Below are 4085 nucleotides of genomic sequence, written 5' to 3'. Positions count from 1 at the left end.
TTTAAAAGAGTTCCCATCGTCATAGATTAACAAATACAGCAAAAAAATTCAAACCCAACTGTATCTCAATTTTTAATTAGTACTTTTAGTTATTAAAATGGGATGAATGGCCTATATGAGTTTAAATTTTTTTTTCTTATAATTGCTACAGTGATAGTGAAAACAGGAGGATTGATTCAACTGATTATAACAGGAATGAAAACAACCCCAAAAAAAATATTTATTGTAGACGATAACCGCTTTTTCCTGGAAAGCTTAGTATTCCTCCTCAACCGTCAGAACGATATGGATGTTGTAGGTACACATGATCGGATTCAAGGAGTATTAGAAAGGATTGAAGCAGTTAAACCCGACGTGATCATCCTTGATATGCGACTCCCGGATGGTGATGGGATTGCTTTACTTCAGGAAATTAAATTACATTTTGACGTTCCGGTCATTATGCTGACTATGTATGAAGAGCATAAAGAACGGGCGGTCAGAGCCGGAGCATTTGCCTATCTTGTCAAAGGAGAAGGTCTCGACCGTCTTTATCAGTTAATACGAAAAGCTGCTGAAGCATTTGTTAACTCTTAAATTATAAATTTTTTCTTCTTACTGCTTTCTAACATACTCATTCTTTCTTCTTTTCTTTTTTTATTTATTCTATCCTGAAAATACCATCTTATAAATTCCCCTCCTTGTAGGGGTGCCGCCCTGCGGCGAGGAGGGCGCTTTTCGTTTTTTCCTGGTTCTACTGTGAAAGGGTAAAGAAACAAAACTAAAAAGATGAGATCCTCACGGCTTCAGAATACGAAGACTCAGGATGCGTATTCTGAAGCCGTGAGTGTCCATTCCTAAAAAATGCTTTTTTTGTAAACCTTTTGAAATTTAGAGGAAAACTTTTTTATTTTTTGAAAAACCCTAAAGTTTTTGGATTGGGTTCCGATAATTAATAAGGAACAGGCAATAATTATTAAAGGCAAACTCTCCGAAAGGAGAGGACGCAAAGCCGCGAGCCTAAAGCATGAAAATGCTAAGGCAGTCGGGTTGCCAGATCGGCAGCGAGTTGGTCTGTTAAAATGTGCGTCACTCTCAAAAAAAGATTTCGGAGAAAACTCTGAAGGGGGCATGAGAGTTGAAGCACAAGCATTTATTGCCACTCATCATCTTCGGGCTTCTCCTGGCTATTTACGTTTCTGGTTGTACCAATTTTGTAAATACTCCAGGAACCGACTTTGGTGTCATCAATTCGACATCTGACACGGTTATATCTTTCACTAAATTTATCGAGCATTCCGATACTAAGATACTCCTCGATGTTCCTTTTCTTCCTCAAGTCCCACCTGGAAACTGGTCAAGCACCCGCAATTGCGGACATACTTGCGCTGTGATGATGCGTGCCTATTATTATGGAATAGAACCTCTTCCGGATCACATCATACAAGCTGATGACTGGTTGAATGCTCGATTTGGTCTTCCAATTAATAATTATAATGGTGACTGGACGAACAGTTTTCAGATCCGTGCCTGGTTAGAAAGTGAAGGAGTCCCAACCAAGGTTGGTATGGGTAATTTAGAAAGAGCTCGGACAATGCTTTCGGAAGGGAAACCATTTTTAGCAGCAGTTTATTCTAATATGAATCCTAATGGTGGTGCCAAGCACGCCATGTTAGTAATCGGGATCGACTCTACCCAAGTATACGTCAATGACCCGGGCAAGGTAAACGGAAAAAATAATTCCTATTCAATTAGCCAATTTCTTTCAGCTTGGAGTGCCCAAGGGAATTGGTATGTAGCATTAGATTAAGTTAAACATATATATTTTTCTTTTTTAGCCAAATATTTTTAAAATTGAATCTCCCACTCGACGATTTTTTGTAGTAGGAGATTTTTTTATCCATATGGCTATTATAAATAGTGCTGCTGTCCTATAGACTCTCCGATCGATAATTATTAACCTTATTAATGGTAAGTTTGGATCGAGAGGAGTGAACTTTGTTGATTAAAAATATAACCGGTTTTGGAATAATTATTTTTTTAAGTCTTATTCTTATGGTTGGTTGCACAAATAATAGTATGTTTGGATCTCCGGAAAATGAACCAGATGTACTTGGTTTGGTTGTAACACCGGGACAATGTTTTGCTAACCAAAATCTTAACCCTCAGGATTTGACAACAAATCCATTACCAAATGCACAAGTTCATTTTTATGGAAGTGAAAGTGGAAAACTTGAACAAGTTGGTTCGACCTCTACAAATGGAACTGTAGTCGGAGATAAACTATCATCTTCAGGATATCTTATCTTTGCCTTTCGAGAATACCCAGAAGGTTCCAAACAATTTGTCATACTTAAAAAAGCAGTAGTTAATGGTTTATCTCAAGGAATAAGTAATATTGGTGAAATCAATTCCTATACCACGGCTCAGGTGATTATCTGGGAACAAGCGAATCTTCTTTATGGTAAAAACTTTATTCCCTTTAATCCAATCGACCAATCCTGGAGTTTTATACCCTCAAATCTTATCCTTCCAGTGAGTGAAATTAATAACTTAATCCCCAATGATAAACTCCTCAATTCAGTTGAAGTAGCTCTTCAAGAATGTCGAGATCCTCAAAAGGACAGTTCGGTCATTAAATATGCCAAAGAAATTGCCAAAGCTAATTTTGGTTCTCCCGAACCAACTCCACAATCAACACCGGTTATTATTTACCCGACTCCTTGTATTGCTCCCTTGCCAGATGTTAAATTTTCACTTACTGTTGATGGATATACTGTAACATTTAAAAATTTATCAACGAAAGCTTCTCGTTATATATGGGATTATGGTGATGGAAAAAAATCAATAACATTAGCCCCCTCCCATTCTCATACCTATAAAACTGCTGGTTCATATTTAGTGACCCTTACTGCTTATAATGTCTGCGGTAATTCGATAAGTACGGCACAGATGATTGATAATGTTGGAGAAGTTAGTAATTTAGAAAATAATTCAGCAGGCATGGGTATCAGTTATTAATTTTGTTGAAAAGGTCTGTGGTTTTCATTCTTCGAATTTAACTAGGCGATGGCTATTAGTCCATCGCCTTTAATTTTTTTAGCCTATGTTGAAAATTATTCACTTACTCCTGTCTGATTCTCTTGCATTTTCCTTTTCACATGAATTAATAAGTTAAGGTCAAGGGGGAATATTTTCTTTCTATTGTTTTTAAAGATACAACAGGTTATCTATTCTATCCTGAAAATCTATATGCGGGTATGATAAATTAAGCCCCTACCAAAGATTTTTAAAAATACCGTCATCCTGAGCGGTGCTTTCCCGCGTGAGGATCTCATCTTTTAATTCTTTTTTAAAATAAATTGCTAAATGAGATTGCCACGTCGTCCAACCAAAGAACGGTTGGGCTCCTCGCAATGACGGATTAAGATAGGTTTTCATAGTCATCTTATGAGCATGAAGGTTTGTAGAATTCAAAGAAATATTGCCCTCTTATAGTTTTTAAAAATAGTACCATTGGTTGGCTAAAATAGGCATGATTTCCTATATCCGATTCATCTCTCCTCAATTAATCTATGTAAAGAAATCTAATTATCCCGAGAGGAGGGATTATTTGTGAATAGGAAAAAACTTTGGTTATTAATTTTAACAACAGTCATTCTCACATCTTTTATCAGTGGTTGTATCGGTGGTGGCCAGTTTGGAGCTCCCTCAACTGGAGGTTCAGTCACTATCAAAGGAATAGTGGTGGCTCCCGAGAATAATTGCTTCACCGATACCTGTAGTAATCCATCGATCATTGAGGGAGAGCCTCTCCCCAATGCCGATATTATCTTAAAAGGGAACAACGGTCAGACCCTCACCGGGAAAACTGACTGTGCTGGCAACTACCAGATCTCCGGACTCACCGATGAGGGGTATATCCTTTATGCCAACCGTGGTGAGGTCTGGATCAAAAAAGCCCTCTCCCCAGTCACCGGTGATGGAGGAGAAGCCAATTACATAACCACTGCCCAAGTCATCCTCTGGGAAGTGATTGAAAATACTAATCCCGGTGCCATTGCCATCAAAGACATTCCAACGGCTATTCCCTTTGATGCCATTCC

The 4085-nt window shown here is 38.0% G+C and carries 5 protein-coding genes and 1 riboswitch; of the genes, 4 read left to right on the top strand and 1 reads right to left on the bottom strand.

Annotated features, from left to right (window positions below; genetic code table 11):
* Window positions 1–195 precede the first annotated feature (195 nt).
* The 3 genes from PLK24_RS09125 (at window position 196) to PLK24_RS09115 (ending at window position 3000) form a co-directional block, all read left to right on the top strand.
* Window positions 196–576 (top strand): response regulator, encoded by a 381-nt coding sequence (locus PLK24_RS09125; protein WP_324478401.1) that lies wholly within the window; start codon window positions 196–198, stop codon window positions 574–576.
* A gap of 374 nt (window positions 577–950) precedes the next feature.
* Window positions 951–1037, top strand: a riboswitch (cyclic di-GMP riboswitch).
* 80 nt (window positions 1038–1117) lie between these two features.
* Window positions 1118–1789 (top strand): C39 family peptidase, encoded by a 672-nt coding sequence (locus PLK24_RS09120; RefSeq protein ID WP_324478399.1) that lies wholly within the window; start codon window positions 1118–1120, stop codon window positions 1787–1789.
* Between the two features lie 191 nt (window positions 1790–1980).
* On the top strand, window positions 1981–3000 hold the full coding sequence (locus PLK24_RS09115; RefSeq protein WP_324478397.1) for a PKD domain-containing protein: 1020 nt from the start codon (window positions 1981–1983) through the stop codon (window positions 2998–3000).
* Between the two features lie 255 nt (window positions 3001–3255).
* Here the strand turns inward: PLK24_RS09115 and PLK24_RS09110 are convergent, their stop codons facing one another.
* Entirely contained in the window at window positions 3256–3456 is a 201-nt protein-coding gene (locus PLK24_RS09110; protein WP_324478396.1) for a hypothetical protein, read from the bottom strand.
* A gap of 138 nt (window positions 3457–3594) precedes the next feature.
* Between PLK24_RS09110 and PLK24_RS09105 the strand changes: the two genes are divergently transcribed.
* On the top strand, window positions 3595–4085 hold a 491-nt coding region (locus tag PLK24_RS09105), incomplete at its 3' end, for a hypothetical protein (RefSeq protein ID WP_324478395.1).

Source organism: Atribacter sp., from assembly GCF_035418125.1.
In the GTDB taxonomy this organism is placed as follows: Bacteria; Atribacterota; Atribacteria; order Atribacterales; family Atribacteraceae; genus Atribacter; species Atribacter allofermentans.
This window is presented reverse-complemented; position numbering and strand designations above follow the sequence as displayed.